Below are 19,863 nucleotides of genomic sequence, written 5' to 3' on the forward strand. Positions count from 1 at the left end.
GAATACCGCCGCTAGGCGCGCAGCGCGGCGGCCAACAGTTCCGGCCCGCGCCGGTCGAAGGTGCGCGCTCCCGCCGCGACGCCGACGATCAGCGCGACGACGCCGATGCCGCATCCGGCAATGAGCGAGGCGAGGTGCCACTCCGGGTTGTCGGTGATGCCGAGAATCGCGAACGCGATGGCGGGCGCCGCGAGCAGCAGCGTGCCGAACAGGGTGAGCGATTGCACCAGCGCCGCCGCGCTGCCCGAGGACTGCGGCGCGGCGAAGGGGCTGTCGCCCGGCTTGGTGACCGGGTAGGGGAAGCGGGCAGAGGTGTAGCTGCCGAAGCCGAGGCCGCCGAGGAACAGGCAGGTGCTGACGCCGAGCAGTGATGGCATCACGGACCAGTCCTTGTGCAGCAGCATGCTGACACCGGTTCCGAGGCCGATCACGATGACGCCCAGCACCAGGGCGGGCACCAGCCGGCCGAGCCGGTCGGCGAGCCCCCGGGTGCCGGAGGTGACGTGCAGCCAGATGGCCGTGCTGTCGTAGGCGACGTCGTTGTGGATCGTCCAACCGAGGAAGAGGCTCATCACCGGGACGGGCAACAGTGCCAGATATCCGTCGCCCACGCCGCCGACGCTGAGCGAGAGGATCAGGATGACGGGGAGCACCGGGATCATCAACAGCGACACCCAGTAGCGGGCATCCCGCGTCCAGTAGGTGATGCTGCGGGCGGCGATCGCCCCGCTCGGCGTGTGCGGCAGCCGGTCGAACCAGCCGATGCCGTGGTACGCCTTGCTCGGCGCCTCGCGGCTGGGGGTGACGAGCATCTTCGCGACGAGCGCCTGCCAGGCCAGCCAGAGCAGCCAGAGCGTGGCACCGGCGATGAGCAGCTTGAGCAGCGCCTGCCCCCACTCTCCGTTGGCGGCATCGCCCGGGATCGCCCAGACGGCGCCGAGCGGCGTCCAGCTGAGGGCGTCCGCGAGCGCGGAGAACACGGCGGAGCCGTCCTCGGCCCAGTCGACGTTGCCCAGCAGGATGGCGACCGGGGAGATCATCACGATGGCGAACAGCCCGATCACGCCCGTGAACTCGCGGGAGCGGCGGGTCGCGAGCAGGAAAGAGGCGATCGAGGTGGTGACCCGGGCCAGCAGCACGCAGCTGGCCAGGGCGAGCACGGCGGCGATGAGGGCCAGCAGCGTCTCGCCGAAGCCGCGGGTCCACGTGACGATGTACCCGACGAGCACAATCGCCAGGCTGAGCGCCGGCACGCCGATGAGGGCGCTGAGCGCGAGCCCGAGCGAGAGCGAGCGGTTCGGCATCCCGAACAGCGCGAAGGAGCGCGGGTCCATGGTGTCGTCGACGCCGAAGATCAGCGGGATGATGAGGAAGCCGAGCACGATGAGCGAGCCGCCGAGCACGATGATGTCGCGGATCGGCTCGGTCGCCGGCGCGAAGCGCAGGGCGATGAGGGCGGCAGAGAGGAACACGGCCAGGCCGAGTCCGTAGACCAGCCCGATGATCATGCCCACGAGCTGCCAGGGGCTACGCCGGAACAGGTTGCCCAGCAGTCGGAGCTTTAGTCCGAGAAACTGTGCAACCATTCCATCCCCTCCGCTGCCTTGCGTCCGCCGGCGAGCTCGACGAAGCGCTCTTCGAGCGTCGCCTTCCCCCGCACCTCGTCAAGTGTTCCGGATGCCAGCACCTCGCCGTGCACGATGATCGCGACGCTGTCGCAGACGCGCTCGATGAGGTCCATGCCGTGGCTGGAGAGCACAACGGTGCCGCCGGCCGCCACGTACTTCTGCAGGATCTCGGTGAGGTTCGCGGCGGAGACGGGGTCGACGGCCTCGAACGGCTCGTCGAGAACGAGCAGGCGCGGCGAGTGGATCATGGCGCAAGCCAACGCGATCTTCTTCGTCATGCCGGCCGAGTAGTCGGCGACGAGACGGTTCAGGGCGTCCTCGAGGCCGAAGGCCGCCGCCAGGTCTGCGGAGCGCTCGCGCACCGAGGCGTTGTCGAGCCCGCGCAGGATTCCCGAGTAGTAGAGCAGTTGGGCACCGGTGAGCCGGTCGAAGAGCCGCAACCGGTCGGGCAGAACGCCGATCGCCCGCTTCGCGGCGGCGGGGTTGGCCCAGACGTCGATGCCGTTCACCTGGATGCTGCCGGAATCCGGGCGCAGCAATCCGGTGACCATGGAGAGCGTCGTGGTCTTGCCTGCGCCGTTCGGCCCGACGATTCCGAAGAAGGAGCCGGTGCGCACGGCGAGCTCGATGTTGTCGACGGCCCGCATCTCGCCGAACTGCTTGCTCAGCGCGCTGATCTGCAGCACGACGGGGGCGTCGGATGCCGGGGCGATGGCCGCCGGGCGCCGGGCGCCCTTCTTCTTCTTCGCGGCCGGGGCGGGCTTCCGCGCGTCGGTGTCCTCCGCGCGCTCGGCGGCCACGGCAACGACGGCGACCTCTGCGACGACAGCCGGGACGTCGAGGGCGGGCGCGTCAGCATCGGCGGGAGCGTCAGCGGCGGGCGCAGCGGCGGGAGTGTCAGCGGCGGGAGTCTCCGGTGCGGGAGCCTCCGGTGAGGGGATCGCGACCGCGGGCGCCTCGACGGTGCTCGCCGCCGCGGACAGCTTGGCCGTCTGGGCGATGGTGGGGTGGCCGTCGTCCACGATCTCGGCTGCGGAGGCCGCCGGCTGCGGGTGCGCCTGCTCAGCCAGCGCCTGCTCAGCCAGCGCCTGCTCAGCCAGCGCCTGCTCAGCCAGCGCCGCCTGGGCGGCGGCCTTCACGGCGCTCGCCCGAGCGGCGCTCGTCTTGGCCGTCGTCGCCTTCACCGCGGCGGACTTCGCTGCCCCCTTCGAGGCGGCGGAGCTTTTCGCGGCGGTCGCGCTGGCGCCGGCCTTGGCCGCCGTCGCCTTCTTGGTCGTGCTCGCGGTCGTGGCGGCGCCGCTCTTCTTCGCGGCTGCGCTCGACTTGGCCGCCGTGCTCTTGGCCGCGGTCGTCTTCGCTGCCGTGGTCTTGGCGGCGGTCGTCTTCGCGGCGGTGGTCTTCGCCGCGGCCGCCTTGGCGGCAGTGGTCTTGGCGGCAGTGGTCTTGGCCGGCGCGGTCTTGGCGGCAGGCTTCGTGGCCGCGGTCGTCTTCGTGGCAGCGGGCGTCTTGGCCGGCGTGGCCTTCGCCGTGTCCACCTGGGTGGCAGCGGTCTTGCTGGCGGGCTTCGTGGCCGCCGGGGTTCGCGGAGCGCGCGCCTTCGGCGCGGATGCCCCCTGGGCCGGTTCGATGGGGGTGGAGTCAGTGGCGTCGTGCTGCAGAGAAGTCACTCAGCAAAGCTACCAAAGTCGCCGCCTCCAAGCGCTGCCGGCGAGCGACATGCCGGGGATTCAAGCCTGTGAAAGTCCCGAGCGGCACATAACGAAGTGGATACTTTCCACCCCTCTCGGCATCCCCCGAGAGGGTGTCACGGTAGAATTCCGGGAGGCATAATGGCGTGTCTTAACGTAAACGTACGGGCGAACCCGAGGTGAACAGTGCGCGAGCTCGACTCGCAGGCACGCATGCTCGGTGAATTTCGCCGGATTTTTCTTTGAGGAGCCCAACATGACCACACAGGTCGTAATTCTTGCCGCAGGCATGGGAAGCCGCCTTGGCCGCTCGCTGCCCAAGCCCCTCACCGAGCTCAGCGACGGCCGCACCATCATGCGCCAGCAGTTCGACAACATCGAGCATGCCTTCGGCAACAACGCCAAGGTCACCATCGTCGTCGGCTACAAGCTCGAGCACATCATTGAGGCCTTCCCCCAGGCGTCCTTCGTCTACAACGAAGAGTATGACCAGACCAACACCTCCAAGAGCCTTTTGCGCGCCCTGCAGGCCTCGCAGCCGGGCGGCGTGCTCTGGATGAACGGCGACGTCGTCTTCGACCCGCGCATCCTCGACCGCGCCGCGGCCATGATCGCCCGCGACCAGAGCTTCGTCACCGTCAACACCTCCAAGGTGTCCGACGAGGAGGTCAAGTACACCACCAGCGCAGAGGGCTACATCAAGGAGCTCTCGAAGACCGTCAAGGGCGGCCTCGGCGAGGCCGTCGGCATCAACTACATCTCCGCGGCCGACAAGGCCACCTTCCAGCGCGAGCTGGGCAAGGTCGGCGCCCAGGACTACTTCGAGCGCGGGCTCGAGGTCGCGATCGAGAAGTTCGGCCTGCTGGTCGAGCCGGTCGACATCTCCGACCTGTACGCGGTCGAGGTGGACTTCGCCGAAGACCTCGCCCGGGCGAACCTCTTCGTCTAATCGAAGCCATCGTGCCGGCGTTTTCAGCCAGCGGATGCCGGTTCGGGAGGCGTGATGCACGCCTCCCGTCTCGCGCGCCCATACGATAGTGCCTGTGAGTTCAATCGCTGAGGAGCGCCCGCACTGGTCGCCGTTTGCACGGTACCGCCATGCGCTCTGGCTGCTCACGCGCCGCGATCTGCGCGTGCGCTACTCGACGTCGGCCCTCGGCTACATCTGGTCGGTGCTCGACCCGCTCGTCATGTCGGGCATCTACTGGTTCGTCTTCACCCAGGTGTTCCAGCGCCCCCTCGGCAGCGACCCGTACATCGTGTTCCTGCTCTCGGCACTGCTGCCGTGGATGTGGTTCAACGGCGCCGTCTCCGACTCGACCCGCGCGTTCCTGCGCGAGGCGAAGCTGATCCGCTCCACCAAGATCCCGCGCACGATCTGGGTGAACAGGCTGGTGCTCTCCAAGGGGATCGAGTTCCTGGCATCCATGCCCGTGCTCGCTCTCTTCGTGGTCTTCTCCCCCGGCTCCGCGATCAACGGCGACCTCGTGCTGTTCCCGCTCGCCATCCTGATGCAGACGGTGCTGACCGTCGGCATCGGCCTGATCGTCGCGCCACTCGTCGTGTTCTTCCGCGACCTGGAGCGGGCCACCAAGCTGGTGCTGCGCTTCCTGTTCTACGCATCCCCAATCATCTACGGCACCTCGAACCTGCCGGAGGAACTGCACTTCTGGGCCGCGTTCAACCCGCTGACGGGCATCTTCAGCCTGTACCGGGCGGGCTTCTTCCCCGGCGAGCTCGACTGGTTCGCGGTCGGGGTGTCCGCGGTCATGTCCGTGCTCATCCTCGCCGTCGGGCTGCTCGTCTTCCGCCGCCTCGAGCGCTCCGTGCTGAAGGAGATCTGATGCCAGAGACCGAGGCCACTCCGGTCGTGATGACGGTGACGGATGCCGGCATCCGGTTCCGCCGCAACCGGCGCGGCCGCCGCAACTTCAAGGACCTCTTCGCCGGCCGCAAGCGCCGCAGCCGGCCGGGCGAGTTCTGGGCGCTGCGCAACGTCACCATCACGGTGCGCGCCGGCGAGGCCATCGGCGTTGTCGGCCGCAACGGCCAGGGCAAGTCGACCCTGCTGAAGCTCGTCGCCGGCGTCATCCTGCCCGATGAGGGAACCGTCGACGTGCGCCAGGGCGTCGCACCACTGATCGAGATCACCGGCGGCTTCGTCGACGACCTCTCGGTGCGCGACAACGTCTACCTGACGGCCGGCCTGCACGGCATGACGAAGGCGATGGTCGACGCGCGCTTCGACGAGATCATCGACTTCGCCGAGATCGGCGACTTCCTGGACACCCCGTACAAGCACCTCTCCAGCGGCATGAAGGTGCGCATCGCCTTCGCCGTGATCTCCCGGCTCGAGGAGCCGATCATCCTCGTCGACGAGGTGCTCGCCGTCGGCGACAAGGCGTTCCGGGAGAAGTGCTACCGGCGCATCGAGGAGTTGCTGGCCAGCGGCCGCACCCTGTTCTTCGTCTCGCACAACGAGCGGGACCTCCGCCGCTTCTGCACGCGCGGGCTGTACCTGGACAAGGGCGCCCTCGTGCTCGACGCCCCGATCGCCGAGGTGCTGGCCCGCTACAACGCCGAGTACGGCACGGCGTAATCCGCGGCCAGAACTCGGGATTCGGCGCCCGGCGTTCAGCCCTCGAGCGGGGCCAGCCCCTGCGCGGCGCGCTGCTGCTCGGTCTCGGTGTCCAGCACGTCGAGCGGCTTGCCCGCGTCGCGGCGCACCCGGTAGCGCCCGGAGAGCAGCGAGAGCCGATCGGCCGGGCTCTCCAAGTTCACCTTGTCGAGGGCCCGCAGCGCGATGGCGTACCAGCGCTCCGCGAGCGCGAGCTCGTCGGCGATTTCGAAGCTCGAGGCGATCGCCTCGTAGATGCCGAGCTCGGGCGCGCCGGCCGTGCGCACCTCGTCGGCCAGCGCCAGCGCCTCGGCGCGCTGGTCCAGCTCCAGGTGCAACGAGATCAGCGTCGGGTGCGCCTCGAAGCGCTGGGCGGACGGGTGGCCGGCCGCGGCCAGGGCGAGCCGGAACGCCTCGTCGTAGTCGCGCCCCATCTGCAGGTGCTCGGCGGCCACGATCAGCAGCTGTGCGGGCGTCACGCCGTCATCGAGCGTGTAGGCGTCGGCATCCGTCGCCCAGGACTCGAAGATGGCTGCCTTCTCGAGGTGTTCGGCGACCCCGCCGGTGCTGCTGCCCGCTCTCTCGTCGAAGTCGCGCAGTTCAAGTTCGTCGATGTCGTCTTCGGTGATGAGAGTGACCATGCACCAAGGCTACCGTCGAGCCGGCCGCTCTCGGCATTGGCCCCGCTGACCGATTGCCCGCTGCATCGGGTCCTGTGCCCGGCCGCTCTCGGCGTTGACTCAGGCGCGGACCGATTGCCCGCTGCATCGGCTCCTGTGCCCGGCCGCTCTCGGCGTTGACTCAGGCGCGGACCGATTGCCCGCTGCATCGGCTCCTGTGCCCGGCCGCTCTCGGCGTTGACTCAGGCGCGGACCGATTGCCCGCTGCATCGGCTCCTGTGCCCGGCCGCTCTCGGCGTTGACTCAGGCGCGGAGGGAGGCCAGCCCCTAGGATCGCCTCGTGGCCAGAAAAGCGAAACCGATCATCTCGCCCACCGGGGGCACACCACAGGGCGGCGAGCTGCCGCACGGCCTGCTGCGCGGAATCGACCGGGTCATGGCGGTGCAGCGCCCGATCGTGGTCGCGCACATCCGCAGCATCCGGCGCAAGTTCCCGGACGCCACCCCCGACCAGCTGGTGCGCATCCTGGAGCTGCGCTACCTCGCCGCCGTCACCACCGGCGGGGCCGCCGTCGGCGCGACCGCGGTGATCCCCGCGATCGGCACCGGCGTCACCCTGGCCCTCTCCGGTGTGGAGACGGCCGGCTTCCTGGAGGCGACGGCCCTGTTCGCCCAGTCGGTGGCCGAGGTGCACGGCATCGCCGTCGACGATCCCGACCGCGCCCGCGCCCTCGTGATGACGCTCATGCTCGGCCGCGAGGGCAGCGATCTGGTGCGCAACCTCGCCGGGCAGTTCACCGGCGGCACGTTCACCCGCAATATGTACTGGGGCGAAATGGTCACCAGCGCCATCCCCGCCACCCTGATGGGCCCCCTGGTCGACCGCATGAAGACCGTGTTCATCCGGCAGTTCGCGGTGCGCGGAGGCGCCAGCTTCATCGGCAAGGCGCTGCCGTTCGGCGTCGGTGCCGCGGTCGGCGGCTTCGGCAACAACATCCTGGGCAAGCGGGTGCTGCGCAACGCCCGCCTCGCGTTCGGCCAGGCGCCGGCGCAGCTGCCGTTCGAGCTGGAGCCCTCCGCGCGCACCGTGCAGCTGCGCACCCCGGCGAGCCGCGTGGCCGGCATGGGCACGGCTGTCGTGCGCGGCGGCGCCCGCGTCGGCAGCAAGGTCGGCGGCGCCGTGGGCGGCGCGGCCGTCGGTGTCGGCGGGGCGGTGGGCGGTGCGTTCCGCAAGGCGCTGCCGCGCGGTCGGGCGGATGCCGACGCAGGGCGCACCCCCGACAACGGCGTTCCGACCGACGAGACGCCGTCCGACAGCGATCCCGTGGGCGGCGCCTCAGTGCAAGGCACCTCAGTGGGCGGCACGCCCGTCCCGTAGCGAGTCAGCGGATACGAGCCGCGACGCGCCGTCGGCACCGGCCACACCGGGCAGATTCAGCGGCCGCATCCGCCGATTGGCTGCACGTTCCGCGCGCCCAGCTGCGGCCTACGCCTCGATCTCCTCGGCGTCCTCGATGTCGCCCTTCACGTCGTGGTCGTCGAACTCGGCGTCGGCGGCGTGGATGGCCGCGTGCTTGTCCCACTCCTCCATCAGGTGCTGCACGGCCCCGTGGAAGCGGCGGGTCGCGCTGCCGGGCGTCGTGTCGCCGAAGTAGTACTCCACCCAGCGCCGGAGCCTGGCCTGCGCGGCATCGCCGTGGGTGAGCTCGTCGACGATGGCGACGATGTTGTCGGCATCCGCCGCCGGCAGCCACTCGCAGTCGGAGAGGTAGCCGCTCGTGTCGATCTCGGCGGCGGGGTTCGCCGGGCGGGTGACGAGGAGCGGCTTGCCTGCAGCCAGCCGGTCGTAGACCATGGCCGAGATGTCGACGATGGCGACGTCGGAGGCGACCAGCTGCCAGCCGAGCTGGGAGCCGGTGTCGAACACGTGCTGGGCGGTGGCGTCCGCGGCATTCGCCGCCTCGATCATCCGCACGATCTCGCGGTTGGCCGCCGCGTATGCCGGGTCGAGCACGCCCGAGCGCGGGTGCGGGCGGTAGATCACGCGGTGCCGCGGGCTGGCCAGCAGCCGGGCGATCAGCGCCACGCCATGCGTGGCGATGGAGCCGTAGGCGGCGCCCCCGCGATCGCCCTCCCAGGTCGGCGCGTAGAGCACGACCTCGCGGGAGTCCTGCTGGTACGGCAGCGCCGCGTCGTCGAGGTAGTGGTCGGCCTGCGGGCGGCCGATCGGCAGCGCGCGCTTGTCGAAGTCGTAGTCCCAGAGCACCTTGCCGAGGCGGGCCCTGGCGGCGTCGCCCGCGATCAGCGAGTAGTCGTAGGCCTTGAACTGGTTGGTCGTCATGTACATCTTGTCGCTCTCACCGTGGTTGATGAAAACGTGCCAGCGGCGCCCGTAGCGCATCATCTGGAAGTTCTTGGCGTTCTGGTTGACGTAGAAGATCACGCGCAGGTCCTGCTCGTGGATCACCCGCTCCAGGTCGACGACCTTGCGCACGTAGGCGACGGGAACCGGCGCCTCGTCGAGCATCGTGATGGCGGCGCCCGACGCCCGGCTGAGGATCAGGACCGGCCAGGTCTCGGCCAGCTTGGCCAGCGGCTTGTACCACTGCCGCATCTGGTACATGTTGACCTTGCCGTCGGCGAAGTACACGCCCACCTTGAAGCGGTGCGGCTCGAGCGGCCCCTGCACGGCGAGCTTCTCACGAAGCTGTCCCTGCGCCTTGCGGGACGCCAGCACCCCCTTGACGAGTTTGATGGCGTTGCGCATGTCTTTCTGTATACCCACGTGTTCCAGAGTACAGATCGCCGGGGACTCAATACCCCAGAACGGGAGTCACCGACCGAATCGTTAGACGATCGGTGGGCGGCCGGCCAGCGTCATCCGCCACACGGTGCGCCAGGACATCGGCCTGCGCTCCCCCGGGTCTGCGCGCCAGCCCTCCAACCAGCCGCCGAACCAGGATTTGAGGGCCACCGGATGCCGCCACCAGCGCAGCAGTTGGATGCCGGTCCAGCTGCCGACGTAGAGCGGGACCAGCACGGCGGGCAGGTTGCGCCGGGCCAGCCACACCCGGTTGCGCGCGTTCAGGCGGTAGTAGTAGCTGTGCCGGGTCGGCTGGATGACGGGGTGGTTGGCGATCAGGTCGCCGGCGTACCAGACCCGCTTGCCCGTGTTCCACACCCGCCAGGCCAGCTCGATGCCCTCGTGCGCGTAGAAGAACGGCTCCGCCCAGCCTCCGGTTTCTTCGAAGACGGCACGGGGCAGCAGCACGGCGCCCTCCCAGACGGAGAAGACGTTGCTGGAGTGGCCGGCCTCGCCCTTGCGGATGCGCGGGATCCAGCGCCGCGGCGAGGTGACCCCGCTCGGGTCGACGACCTGCGGCTGGAGCAGGCCGATGCTCGGGTCGGCGCGCAGCTGGGCGATCGCGGTGGTGAGGAAGCCGGCATCCGGGATGCTGGCGTCGTCGTCGAGGAAGAACAGGTACTCGCCGGACACCTCCGGCACGCCGCGGTTGCGGCCGGCCGGGATGCCGAGGTTCTCCGGCAGGCCGAGCGCCTTGACGCCCTCCGGCAGGCCCGTGGGCTGCCAGCCGTTGCCGACGCAGACGACGTCGAGCACGACGCCCTGCTGGGCCAGGGTGCTGCGGAGGCCCCGGTCCAGATCGGCCGGGCGCGTGCCCTGGGTCAGGACGACGACGCCGACGGTGGGCAGGCTAGGAGCGGACACGCTTGGACGCCATGATCGCGAGGAAGTGCCCGAACAGGGCAAGCAGCGACAGCGGCACGAGCGCGATGAGCAGCACCCGGTCGGTGATCGGCTGGCCGGCGATGAGCCCGACCAGCGCGGCGACGAAGATCAGCATGGTGAGCTCGACCGAGTGGTAGAGCCGGTGGAACGGCACGAAGCGGGCGATCTTGCGCAGCGTGGCGACGAGCCCGCCCGTCGGGGCCGACTCGCCGTGCGTGTCGGCGAGCTTGGGCAGGCCGGCGTTGGCGCGGGCGACGTGCACCATGTCGTTGAGTGCCTTGTTCAGCACGATGAACAGCGCCAGCAGGCCGGCGAGGGTGGTCCAGAGGAAGTCCTCCGGCGTCTCGAACGGGTAGGCGGCGGCGCGGATGCCGAGGGCAAGCGGGATCAGCGCCTCGGTCGAGTAGTGGCCCACCTTGTCGAGGAAGACGCCGGCCGGCGAGGAGGTGCCGCGCCAGCGCGCGACCTCACCGTCCGAGCAGTCGACGAGCATCTGCAGCTGGCCGAGAAGCAGCGCGAGCGCGGCCCCCCAGATGCCGGGGATGAGAAGGGCAGCAGCCGTCGACCAGCCGACGAGGATCATCAGCCCGGTCACGCCGTTCGCCGAGATGCGCGTCTTCAGCAGCATCCAGGTCAGGTACGGAGAGAGATCGCGGAGGTAGAGGGACGCCGTCCAGTGCTCCGCGTTGCGGCGCGAGCGCACCTCGGGCGGCTGGGCCACGGCGCGCAGCTCGGCGATCGACGAGGGGCGCCCCTGTCTGGGTGTTGCCTGCGCCATGGTCACCTTCCGTTGTGTGCCGTGATGTTGCTGGTCAGCTTGAGGTAGCCGAGCAGGAATCCGATGCCCCACGAAAAGTGGATGCACGGCAACACTAGGAGAAACCAGAGCGTGCTGCGTAATCCGAGCACGCGCAGGTTGCCGAGTGCGGCCACGAGCACGAACAGCGCGTAGACGGCGGGGGCGGCCAGGCCGAAGAGCAGCCAGGGCCAGGCGCCCACGAGCGCCTGAACGAGTCCGCCGATGCCGAGCAGCAGGCCCACGACGACGCCGACGACCATCACCGGCGGGATGAAATAGCGGATGCCGTTGCTGTCGGGGAAGCGGCGGGCGAGTTCGCCGCGCCACAGCCCGGTGGAGAGCATCTGCTTCACCAGGCGCTTCACGCTCGGCCGCGGCCGGTAGGTGACCCTCAGTTTCGGCGTGAACCAGACGACGCCGCCGGCCTTCCGCAGCCGGCGGTTGAGCTCCCAGTCCTGGCCGCGCTTGATGTGCTCGTCGAAGAGCCCGACCGCCTCGATGGCCTCGCGCCGGAAGCAGCCGAGGTAGACGGTCTCTGCCGGTCCCTCCTCGCCGCCGATGTGGAAGGAGGACCCGCCGAGACCCACCCGGGAGCCGTAGGCCCGGGCGACGGCGCGCTGGAACGGGCTCTCGCCGCGGGCGTCCATGATGCCGCCGACGTTGGCGGCCCCGGTGCGCTGCAGCGTCTCGACGGCGATGCGCGCGTAGTCCGGTGGCAGCACGGAGTGCGCGTCGACGCGGATGATGATGGGGTACTGGGAGGCGCGGATGGCGACGTTCAAGCCGGACGGGGTCGAGCCGACCTCGTTCTGCACGACGCGGATGCGCGGGTCGACCCGTGCCATGTCCTCGACCAGCTCCGTGGTGCCGTCGATGCTCGGCCCGAGGGCCAGCGCCACCTCGAACGGGCCGGCGTAGTCCTGGTTGAGCAGGCTGTCGACGGCAGCCCGCACATGGGTCACTTCATTGAGCACCGGCATCACATAGGAAACACCGGGAAGCGCAGCGACTGCGTCATTCGACACCGTGTCGATCATCTCTCCCACTCGTTGAAACTGGACTTGCGAGCTTATCAGGCGAGCCGAACGCGAACATCGCCGCCCGGCCAAGAGGCCGGACGGCGATGCGGGAAGGAGCGGTGCGCGGGCTAGCTGCCGAGCGTGCCCAGGGTGACGTCGGCGTCGTAGCTTGTGCCGTTGCGCTCGTAGCTGAGCGTGGCCTTTCCGCCGCCCTCCACGGTGCGCACCTGCGCGGTCAGGTCGTTCGCGTCGGTGATCGGCACGCCGTTGAAGCGGGTGATCACGTCGCCCTTCTGCAGCCCGGCGTTGGCGGCGGGGCCGCCGGCGGTGACGTCGGCGATGTAGGCGCCGACCGTCGTGCTGCCCTCGACGCTGGCGGCCGCGGAGACGGTGGCGCCGAGCAGGCCGTGGGTGGCCTGGCCGTTCTGGATGAGCTCGCTGGAGACGCGCTCCGCGAGGTTCGCCGGGATGGCGAAGCCGACGCCGATGCTGCCAGCGCCGCTGCTTCCGCTGGCGGAGCTGCCTGCCGTGGCGATGGCGACGTTGATGCCGATCAGCTCGCCGGCGTCGTTGAGCAGGGCGCCGCCCGAGTTGCCCGGGTTGATGGCGGCATCCGTCTGGATGACGGCGAGCGAGATCGTCCCGGTGCCCGCCGACGGCGCCTGCTGCGACTGGCCCTGGCCGGGGAAGTCGAAGTTGAACGGGAAGTTGTCGTTCGGGCTCGGCGTCGTGCTGTCCGGCTGCGGCGTGGCCGGGACCGCGGAGGAGGCCACCGTGATGCTGCGGTTCAGCGCGCTGACGATGCCGTTGGTGACGGTGCCCGCAAGGCCGAGCGGGGCGCCGATCGCGATGGCGGTGTCGCCGACGTTCAGTTTGCTCGAGTCGGCGAACTTCAGCGGGGTGAGCCCGGAGGCATCCTTCAGCTGGATGACGGCCAGGTCGGAGATCGGGTCGGTGCCGACGATGCTCGCGTTGTACAGCGTGCCGTCACTCATTGTGACCTGGATCGTCGGGTCGGCCGTCTCGCCGTCCAGCGTCACGACGTGCGTGTTGGTGAGCACGTAGCCGTCGGAGCTGAGCACGACGCCGGAACCGGTGCCGGCACCGTTCTGCCCGGTGACGGAGATGGTCACCACGCTCGGCATCGCCTTGGCGGCGACGGCGGTGATCTGGTTGACGGATTCGGTGTTGTTCACGACGACGTTCTGGGGGGCGGCAGCCGAGCTGGAGACCCGGCCCTGGTCCTGGGCGCCGGCAATTGCCATGACGCCGGCGGCGGAGCCGCCTCCGACGAGGGCGCCGATCACGACCGCGGCGACGAGCATGCCGACGCCGGTGCGCTTCGGTGCGGCCGCGGCGGCGGGCTGCTGGCCGGGTCCGGTCGGGCCGGCGGGACCGCCGGGACCGGCGGGACCGGCGGGGCCGCCGAGGCCGAAGGCGGCGCCGTTCAGCGGAACGGTCGGCTGGGTGTGCTGCTGGCCGGGGTACTGCGCGTGCTGGGCCTGCTGCGGGTAGCCCGCCTGCGCGGGCTGCCCGGTGTGCTGGCCGGCGTAGGGCTGCGGCGGGGTGTTCGGCGCGTAGACGGTGGCGTTCGGCGCGGCGGCGCCGTACGGGGGGGTGCGCGGCGGCGGGGGCAGCGGGAGCGGCCGGCGCTGCGGGAGCCGGCTGTGCCGTCGCGGCCGGGCGGCTGCGGGAACGGCAGGCTCGGGTGTGGCTGGCGGCCGGGCGCGGGCGCCGCTGCGGCAGCTTCGTGGGCGGCGGCGGCTGCGGGGGTGGCCGGGGCGAGCGTCTCCGGGGCCGCGGGGGCGGCCGGCTGGGCGTCTGCGACGGGAGTCGCCTGCCCGGCGTCCGCCGGGGTGGTGGCCGGGGCGGGGGGCTGAGCGGGAGCCTGTGCGGCGTCGTTGTCCGCGGACTCCGGCTGGGCCGCGTCCTGGTTGTAGTTCTCGGTCATGGGTTGCTCCTTCCAAGCAAGCTCAAGCATCCACCCGGCCCCTGTGCAATCTTTATGGGAAAGCTGAGAGCCACCTTGGGATCGGTTGAGGCTTGGCCGAGCAGTCGCGACGATGGGATTCGCCTACTCATGCCACTCGCCAGCGTACTCTGATGGGACTGCGCAACCGCAGTGAGCGTGAGCAGACTGAGCAGACAGGATTCCGATGAGCGCACTCGCCCCGTGGCAGCGCACCGCTGCCGGTGCAGGACTCCTCGCCGCAGACGGCAGCGTCGCGGCGACGATCTTCGCCGAGATGAGCGCGCTGGCCCAGCGCACCGGCGCCATCAACCTCGGCCAGGGCTTCCCCGACGAGGACGGGCCGGAGGAGGTGCTCGAGGCGGTGCGGCGCGCGATCAGCGACGGCGTGAACCAGTACCCGCCCGGCCGCGGCCAGCGGGTGCTGCTCGAGGCCATCGCCGAACACCAGAACCGCTTCTACGGCATCCGCCTCGACCCCGAGCGCGAGGTGCTCGTGACTGCGGGCGCCACCGAGGCCATCGCGGCGACCATCCTCGCCTACGTGCAGCCAGGCGACGAGGTGCTCACCCTCGAGCCGTTCTACGACTCCTATGCGGCCACGATCGCCCTGGCCGGCGGCGTGCACACCACGGTGCCGCTGCGCTCCCCCGACTTCCAGCCCGACCTGGACGAGCTGCGCGACGCGGTGAACGAGCGCACGCGGATCATCCTCGTGAACACGCCGCACAACCCGACCGGCGCCGTGCTGCCGCGGGAGACGCTCGAGCTGATCGTCGAGCTCGCGCACACCCACGACGCGCTGATCGTCACCGACGAGGTGTACGAGCACCTCACCTTCGAGACGCCGCACTTGCCCATCGCGACGTTGCCGGGCGCCCGCGAGCGCACCATCAGCATCGGCTCGGCCGGCAAGACGTTCAACACCACCGGCTGGAAGATCGGCTGGGTGAGCGCATCCGCCGAGCACATCACGGCGATCCTGGCCGTCAAGCAGTTCCTCACCTATGTGAACGGCGCGCCGTTCCAGCCGGCCGTCGCCGTCGGGCTCGGCCTGCCGGACGCCTTCTTCACCGGCATCGCGGCGACGCTGGCCGCCAAGCGCGACGTGCTCTCGGCCGGGCTGCTGCGGGCGGGCTTCACCGTGTCCCGGCCGGCGGGCGGCTATTTCGTGGTGGCGGATGCCGCGCCGCTCGGCTTCGACGACGGCGCCGAACTCTGCCGAGCGCTGCCGGGGCTCGTCGGGGTCGTCGCCGTTCCGATCACCGCGTTCGTGCACGCGGAGCGCCGGGCCGGCTACTCCTCGCTGCTGCGCTTCGCCTACTGCAAGAAGTTCGAGCTGTTGGAGCGGGCCGCGGTGCAGCTGGCCGGACTCAGCGCGCGCTGACGGCGAAGCGGCGGAGCTCGAGCGCCGGGTTCAGGCGGCGCACGGACTCCAGGCGCTCCCGGCTGATCCAGGCGAGGGCGACATCCGTCGACTCGCCGATCGTCGCCAGCTCGACGCCCATCGGGTCGATGACGAAGCTGTTGCCGACGCCGACGGGCGGGGCGTGGTCGGCTGCGGCCAGGTAGACCGTGTTCTCGAGGGCGCGCGCCGTGCAGAGGGTGCGCCAGTGCGCCTCCTTGAGCGGGCCGCGCACCCACTCGGCTGGCACGAGCACCAGCTCGGCGCCGGCGTCCACGAGGCGGCGGGTCACCTCGGGGAAGCGGACGTCGTAACAGGTCTGCAGGCCGACGCGCAGCCCGCCGAGCTCGAACAGCTCCGGCTCGGTGATGTCGCCGGCCTCGACCCAGTCGGATTCGCGCATGCCGAAGGCGTCGTAGAGGTGCAGTTTGCGGTAGCGGGCGACGAGGCCGGAGTTCGGTGCGAGCGCGACGACGGTGTTGCGCACGCGGCCGTGCGCACTGGCCGTCGCCTCGCTGCCGGTCTCGACGAGCCCGGCCACGATGTGGCAGCCGGTGTCGGCGGCCACCGCGGCGAGCGCCCGCACGAAGGGTCCGTCGAGCGGCTCGGCCGCGGCCACCCAGTCGGGGCCCATGGTCGGGGTGAAGAAGCTGGAGTACTCGGGGAAGACGACGAGGTTGGCCCCGCGGGAGGCGGCGAGCCGCGTCATCCGCTCGATCTCGACCAGGTTCGCCGCCGTGTCGGCCCCCGGCGCGAACTGGGCGACGGCCACTGCGACGGCCGCTTGCATCGGCGACTTCTCACTCATCCGGCCAGCCTAGCTCGGCGAGCCGAGACTGGCGCTCCGCCTGTTGTCGATAGCGTCGGTGTCAATGAGTTCTGGGCACGCTCCGTGCGAGGCCGAATCGATCCAATAGAGGATGTCATGGACGCGCTGTGGAGCAATGCTCTGTTCTGCGTACTGGGCGCTGTCGCGACGATTCTCATTGAGCGTATTTTTGGCCTCGGCGAGCGCTTCTTGTCGAGGTCTGCCAGAAGAATGCGCAACAAGAGTAGGAACAAGTCCCTCTCACGCAGTTCCAATCTGCTGACGCTGGGAGACGAGGCGCTGTACGTCGTGCAATTCGTACCGGCCGGTTGGGAACATGCGAACATCGAGATCAGCATGCGCCCCGCCTACGATCTGCGCAGCGAGCTGCAGAAAGCGGAGACCCTCGGGTTGCCACTTCCCCTCCCCGCCGCCGAACTCATGCGGTTGGTTGACTCAGAACGATCCAGCTACTCGACACCGGGCGGCCGAACAGACGGCCAGTGGAACGGCGCGGCACTGGCCACGGTGCAACTCGCAGCGAGCAATCGCACCGGTGATCTGGAAACGCCAGTGCTCAGAATGGAAACCGCGGAGTCTGACCACGCAGCATCCGATGTACTCACCCACGAGTGGGAGCGCGCCTACCTTGCCGGCGCCTTCGACGGTTTACTCGATGACGGCGACCTCTTTCAGCGACCGATTCCTGGAATGCTCGGTGCCATCGGGCTGAACGCCACCGTCATCACCTCCGACGGCTACCTCGTGTTGGCCAAGCGCTCGCGCCATGCTTCCTCGGGCCGAAACGGCTACCACATCTCCGTCAATGAGGGGATGCTGCCCAGCGACGCGAAGTGGAATGGCAAGGTGGATCCCATCGCCGCGCTGCTGCGCGGGTTGGAGGAGGAACTCGGCGTCTCACACGTTGAACGGTCCGCTGTGCGGCTGCACACGGTGATGTATGACGTGCGCCGCTACCAGCTGGGGCTGCTGGCGCACATCGATTTGAGCACTTCAGATGCCCACTTGGAATGGACGGCCGCGGCAATCCGCACGCGTTTCAATACGGCGCAGGCCAAGGACCGCTTCGAGAACCGCGCGCTTGAGTTTGTGAAGTGGCGACTGGAGGATGTGCGCGAGGTCATCGCGCAGCCCGATTGGCTTGCACACGGTCGCCTCAACCTCGCGCTCAGCGCGGTCAGCCATTTCGGCGAGCGCGCATCGAGCATGCTTGACGATTTGCTGCAGGCGGCGAAGGAGCGCGGGCGCCAACGGACTGCCGACGAGAAGAGTGCCCGCTAGTCCGGCACATCTCTCCGAGGATGTCGGCAGAGCTCATTGGTCGCGCTGCGCTGGGGTGATGGACACAGTCACGCCAATCATCCCGGGTAGTTTCCGCTCGGCTGGGGCCGCGTCAGCCGTGGTGCTGCTCGAACGCGCCCGCGAAGCAGGCGAAGCAGGCGAAGGCCGCGATCGCCGCCCCCGAGCGGCAGACGTCGATGCTCTCCCCACGCCGGGGCACCGACTACCAATCGACCGGCGGCCCGTCGAGCGCCGGCGATGCAAGGCCGGGCCTCCCCGCCCTTGCGCTGGCGAGGCCTGCTCTGCTTCTCTAGCCCGTGGGCGCCGCGTTCCGGGTGGTGCCGCCGCGCACGCACCGACAGGAGCATCCGATGTCAGAGAAGACCGCCCCGACGATCCGGCCGCTCTCCCCCGCCGACGAGCACCGCTGGCGCGCGCTCTTCCGGGCGTACCGCGAGTTCTATGAGCTGCCGGAGTCCGAGGAGGTCGTCTCCCGGGTCTGGGGCTGGCTGATGGACCCCCGACACGAGTGCGAGGCGCTCGTCGCCGAGCTGGACGGCGAGGTCGTGGGATTCGCCCACCTCCGGCGCTTCTCCTCCCCCTACGACGGCACCACCGGCATCTTCCTCGACGATCTCTTCACCGCCCCCGCCGCGCGCGGCCGGGGCGTCGGGCGCGCCCTGATCGGCCGCCTAACCGGAATGGCCGCGGCCGAGGGGCGCTCGGTGGTGCAGTGGGAGACTGCCGCAGACAACTACCAGGCCCAAGCGCTCTACGACACGCTTGCGACGCGGACGAGCTGGGTCACCTATGAGGCCGAGCCGGCCGCGACGGCGCCTCGGCGCCCGCCGTCGCCGACGGGGTGAGCGCCATCAGCGCGATCAGCTCCCAGGCGGTGTGGGCGGCGGCCAGGCCGGTCAGCGCGGCGTGGTCGTAGGCCGGCAGCACCTCGACGACATCCGCGCCGACGATGTTGAGCCCGGCGAGGCCGCGGAGCGTCGTGAACAGCTCCCGCGTGGTGAGGCCGGCCACCTCCGGTGTCCCCGTGCCCGGTGCGTGTGCGGGGTCGAGCACGTCGATGTCGATCGAGATGTAGACGGGGCCGCCGCCGAGGCGGTCGCGGATCTGCCGGACGATGTCCGCGACCGGCCGCACCTGGTAGTCCTCGCTGCGGATGATCTGGAAGCCGAGCGCCGCGTCGTCGTCGAGCTCGGAGCGGTCGTAGACGCCGCCCCGGATGCCGACGTGCTGGCAGCGGGACAGGTCGAGCAGCCCCTCCTCCGAGGCGCGGCGGAACGGCGACCCGTGCCAGATCGGCGCGCCGAAGTTCGTGTCCCAGGTGTCCAGGTGGGCGTCGAAGTGCAGCACGGCGACGGGCCCGTGCTTCTTCGCCACCGCGCGCAGCAGCGGCAGCGCGATGGTGTGGTCGCCGCCGAGCGTCATCAGCGTCGTGCCGGCCTCGGCGAAGCGGTCGGCGGCCGCCTCGATGCTCGCCACCGCGGCGTCCAGGTCATACGGGGTGACGCCGAGGTCGCCGGCATCCGCCACCTGGTTCACGGCGAACGGGTAGACGTCATGGATCTGGTGGTACGGGTGCAGCTGCCGCGAGGCCTCGCGGATGTGCCCCGGCCCGAACCGCGCGCCCGGCCGGAAGCTGGTGCCCGCGTCGAACGGGATGCCGAGCACGGCGATGTCGGCGTGCTCGATGTCCTCGCTGCGCGGCAGCAGCGCGAACGTCGCCGGGCCCGCGAAGCGCGGCATCCCGGGGTCGTCTCGTTGCCCGATGCGCTGCGGCTGCTCTGTGCTCACGCGGATGCCTCCCCCTCCCGCCGAGGGGTTCGCCGGGTTTCGACCACGCTACCGCGACCTGGTTGGAGGCTCCGGATTCCTCTGGCATGAGCCGCCTTTTGCTGTCACCATGGAAACCCTCGGAGCATCCACGCAGGCCGAGCACCGCCCGGCAGCAGCTCCTCCAGAGCCACTCGCTGAAAGCTGGCCACCATGTCGATGCTCGACCCCACGCCATGAGCACCCGACAGCGCATTGCCGGCCTGGTTCCGATGCTGGGGTGGATCCGCGGCTACGACCGGAGCTGGCTGCGCGGCGATCTGATCGCCGGATTGACGGTGGCGGCGCTGATCGTCCCGAAGAACCTCGGCTATGCCGGCATCGCCGGGCTCCCGCTGCAGAACGGCCTCTACGCCGCGGCCGCCGGGGCCATCATCTACGCGATCTTCGGCACCAGCAGGCAGATCTCGAT

18 protein-coding genes are annotated in these 19,863 nt (G+C 70.1%); 8 read left to right on the plus strand and 10 right to left on the minus strand.

The window, feature by feature from the left end; translation table 11 throughout:
• Positions 1–11: 11 nt before the first annotated feature.
• Both GY24_RS11565 and GY24_RS18210 read right to left on the minus strand, forming a co-directional pair.
• A complete protein-coding gene (locus GY24_RS11565; RefSeq protein WP_233279326.1) occupies positions 12–1,586 on the minus strand; it encodes a hypothetical protein in 1,575 nt (524 codons plus the stop codon).
• The gene (locus tag GY24_RS18210; protein ID WP_324778423.1) at positions 1,562–3,295 is read right to left on the minus strand and encodes an ABC transporter ATP-binding protein; all 1,734 of its coding nucleotides are present in this window, start codon (positions 3,293–3,295) and stop codon (positions 1,562–1,564) included. Before GY24_RS18210 ends, GY24_RS11565 begins: the two co-directional genes overlap by 25 nt.
• Positions 3,296–3,572: 277 nt before the next feature.
• Between GY24_RS18210 and GY24_RS11580 the strand changes: the two genes are divergently transcribed.
• The 3 genes from GY24_RS11580 to GY24_RS11590 all read left to right on the plus strand — a co-directional run bounded on the left by GY24_RS11580 (position 3,573) and on the right by GY24_RS11590 (position 5,915).
• Positions 3,573–4,265: a phosphocholine cytidylyltransferase family protein gene (locus GY24_RS11580; protein WP_104475890.1), complete on the plus strand. Its 693-nt coding sequence runs from the start codon at positions 3,573–3,575 to the stop codon at positions 4,263–4,265.
• A 94-nt stretch (positions 4,266–4,359) separates the two neighbouring features.
• Positions 4,360–5,160 (plus strand): ABC transporter permease, encoded by an 801-nt coding sequence (locus GY24_RS11585; RefSeq protein ID WP_104475892.1) that lies wholly within the window; start codon positions 4,360–4,362, stop codon positions 5,158–5,160.
• Positions 5,160–5,915 (plus strand): ABC transporter ATP-binding protein, encoded by a 756-nt coding sequence (locus GY24_RS11590; RefSeq protein ID WP_083363424.1) that lies wholly within the window; start codon positions 5,160–5,162, stop codon positions 5,913–5,915. Before GY24_RS11585 ends, GY24_RS11590 begins: the two co-directional genes overlap by 1 nt.
• 35 nt (positions 5,916–5,950) lie before the next feature.
• Here the strand turns inward: GY24_RS11590 and GY24_RS11595 are convergent, their stop codons facing one another.
• Complete coding sequence (locus GY24_RS11595; RefSeq protein WP_104475894.1) at positions 5,951–6,574, minus strand: hypothetical protein; 624 nt, start codon at positions 6,572–6,574, stop codon at positions 5,951–5,953.
• 319 nt (positions 6,575–6,893) lie between these two features.
• Between GY24_RS11595 and GY24_RS11600 the strand changes: the two genes are divergently transcribed.
• Positions 6,894–7,931, plus strand: coding sequence for a hypothetical protein (locus tag GY24_RS11600; RefSeq protein ID WP_104475897.1), 1,038 nt, complete (start codon positions 6,894–6,896; stop codon positions 7,929–7,931).
• A 108-nt stretch (positions 7,932–8,039) separates the two neighbouring features.
• Here the strand turns inward: GY24_RS11600 and GY24_RS11605 are convergent, their stop codons facing one another.
• The 5 genes from GY24_RS11605 to GY24_RS11625 all read right to left on the minus strand — a co-directional run bounded on the left by GY24_RS11605 (position 8,040) and on the right by GY24_RS11625 (position 13,444).
• A complete protein-coding gene (locus GY24_RS11605) occupies positions 8,040–9,338 on the minus strand; it encodes a CDP-glycerol glycerophosphotransferase family protein (protein ID WP_104475899.1) in 1,299 nt (432 codons plus the stop codon).
• Between the two features lie 63 nt (positions 9,339–9,401).
• Positions 9,402–10,280 carry a glycosyltransferase family 2 protein gene (locus GY24_RS11610; protein WP_104475902.1) on the minus strand — a complete coding sequence of 293 codons (879 nt, stop codon included), beginning with the start codon at positions 10,278–10,280 and terminating at the stop codon, positions 9,402–9,404.
• The gene (locus GY24_RS11615) at positions 10,267–11,079 is read right to left on the minus strand and encodes a CDP-alcohol phosphatidyltransferase family protein (RefSeq protein WP_104475904.1); all 813 of its coding nucleotides are present in this window, start codon (positions 11,077–11,079) and stop codon (positions 10,267–10,269) included. The genes GY24_RS11610 and GY24_RS11615 overlap by 14 nt, the downstream gene beginning before the upstream one ends.
• 2 nt (positions 11,080–11,081) lie before the next feature.
• A complete protein-coding gene (locus GY24_RS11620) occupies positions 11,082–12,137 on the minus strand; it encodes a glycosyltransferase family 2 protein (RefSeq protein ID WP_193953571.1) in 1,056 nt (351 codons plus the stop codon).
• Positions 12,138–12,247: 110 nt separating this feature from the next.
• On the minus strand, positions 12,248–13,444 hold the full coding sequence (locus GY24_RS11625) for a S1C family serine protease (RefSeq protein ID WP_104475907.1): 1,197 nt from the start codon (positions 13,442–13,444) through the stop codon (positions 12,248–12,250).
• Between the two features lie 831 nt (positions 13,445–14,275).
• Between GY24_RS11625 and GY24_RS11630 the strand changes: the two genes are divergently transcribed.
• Complete coding sequence (locus GY24_RS11630) at positions 14,276–15,475, plus strand: aminotransferase class I/II-fold pyridoxal phosphate-dependent enzyme (RefSeq protein ID WP_104475909.1); 1,200 nt, start codon at positions 14,276–14,278, stop codon at positions 15,473–15,475.
• Here the strand turns inward: GY24_RS11630 and GY24_RS11635 are convergent.
• Positions 15,462–16,301, minus strand: coding sequence for a carbon-nitrogen hydrolase family protein (locus tag GY24_RS11635; RefSeq protein ID WP_233279327.1), 840 nt, complete (start codon positions 16,299–16,301; stop codon positions 15,462–15,464). The genes GY24_RS11630 and GY24_RS11635 overlap by 14 nt on opposite strands.
• Positions 16,302–16,418: 117 nt before the next feature.
• Between GY24_RS11635 and GY24_RS11640 the strand changes: the two genes are divergently transcribed.
• A complete protein-coding gene (locus tag GY24_RS11640) occupies positions 16,419–17,603 on the plus strand; it encodes a hypothetical protein (protein WP_104475911.1) in 1,185 nt (394 codons plus the stop codon).
• A gap of 371 nt (positions 17,604–17,974) precedes the next feature.
• Positions 17,975–18,469: a GNAT family N-acetyltransferase gene (locus tag GY24_RS11645; RefSeq protein WP_104475913.1), complete on the plus strand. Its 495-nt coding sequence runs from the start codon at positions 17,975–17,977 to the stop codon at positions 18,467–18,469.
• Here the strand turns inward: GY24_RS11645 and speB are convergent.
• A complete protein-coding gene (gene speB / locus GY24_RS11650; protein WP_407662180.1) occupies positions 18,408–19,412 on the minus strand; it encodes an agmatinase in 1,005 nt (334 codons plus the stop codon). The genes GY24_RS11645 and speB overlap by 62 nt on opposite strands.
• 215 nt (positions 19,413–19,627) lie before the next feature.
• Between speB and GY24_RS11655 the strand changes: the two genes are divergently transcribed.
• Positions 19,628–19,863: SulP family inorganic anion transporter (locus GY24_RS11655; protein ID WP_267892616.1), on the plus strand; the 236-nt coding region annotated here is incomplete at its 3' end.

This window comes from Microterricola pindariensis (genome assembly GCF_002936985.1).
GTDB classification, from domain to species: domain Bacteria; phylum Actinomycetota; class Actinomycetes; order Actinomycetales; family Microbacteriaceae; genus Microterricola; species Microterricola pindariensis.

Coding starts and splice junctions, on each gene's coding strand:
- GY24_RS11625 (WP_104475907.1), bottom strand. CDS start 13,444: ATGCTCGTCGCCGCGGTCGTGATCGGCGCCCTCGTCGGAGGCGGCTCC.
- GY24_RS11580 (WP_104475890.1), top strand. CDS start 3,573: ATGACCACACAGGTCGTAATTCTTGCCGCAGGCATGGGAAGCCGCCTT.
- GY24_RS11590 (WP_083363424.1), top strand. CDS start 5,160: ATGCCAGAGACCGAGGCCACTCCGGTCGTGATGACGGTGACGGATGCC.
- GY24_RS11565 (WP_233279326.1), bottom strand. CDS start 1,586: ATGGTTGCACAGTTTCTCGGACTAAAGCTCCGACTGCTGGGCAACCTG.
- GY24_RS11640 (WP_104475911.1), top strand. CDS start 16,419: ATGGACGCGCTGTGGAGCAATGCTCTGTTCTGCGTACTGGGCGCTGTC.
- GY24_RS11620 (WP_193953571.1), bottom strand. CDS start 12,137: ATGATCGACACGGTGTCGAATGACGCAGTCGCTGCGCTTCCCGGTGTT.
- GY24_RS11615 (WP_104475904.1), bottom strand. CDS start 11,079: ATGGCGCAGGCAACACCCAGACAGGGGCGCCCCTCGTCGATCGCCGAG.
- GY24_RS11630 (WP_104475909.1), top strand. CDS start 14,276: ATGAGCGCACTCGCCCCGTGGCAGCGCACCGCTGCCGGTGCAGGACTC.
- GY24_RS11595 (WP_104475894.1), bottom strand. CDS start 6,574: ATGGTCACTCTCATCACCGAAGACGACATCGACGAACTTGAACTGCGC.
- GY24_RS11635 (WP_233279327.1), bottom strand. CDS start 16,301: ATGAGTGAGAAGTCGCCGATGCAAGCGGCCGTCGCAGTGGCCGTCGCC.
- GY24_RS11645 (WP_104475913.1), top strand. CDS start 17,975: ATGTCAGAGAAGACCGCCCCGACGATCCGGCCGCTCTCCCCCGCCGAC.